1 rRNA gene is annotated in these 207 nt (G+C 46.9%); it reads right to left on the minus strand.

Annotated features, from left to right (window positions below):
* A 23S ribosomal RNA gene (locus CES81_RS13280) occupies positions 1 to 207 on the minus strand; the annotation flags it as partial.

Genomic DNA, 207 nt, shown 5'->3' on the forward strand with positions numbered 1-207 from the left:
CGCTCGCCGCTACTATGGGAATCGCAATTGCTTTCTCTTCCTGTGGGTACTTAGATGTTTCAGTTCCCCACGTCTGCCAATACTTAGCTATGTATTCACTAAGCATTAATCATCGACTAAGATGATTGGGTTTCCCCATTCGGAAATCTCCGGATCAAAGCTTACGTACAGCTCCCCGAAGCATATCGGTGTTAGTCCCGTCCTTCA

This window comes from Secundilactobacillus pentosiphilus (assembly GCF_002217985.1).
Taxonomy (GTDB): Bacteria; Bacillota; Bacilli; order Lactobacillales; family Lactobacillaceae; genus Secundilactobacillus; species Secundilactobacillus pentosiphilus.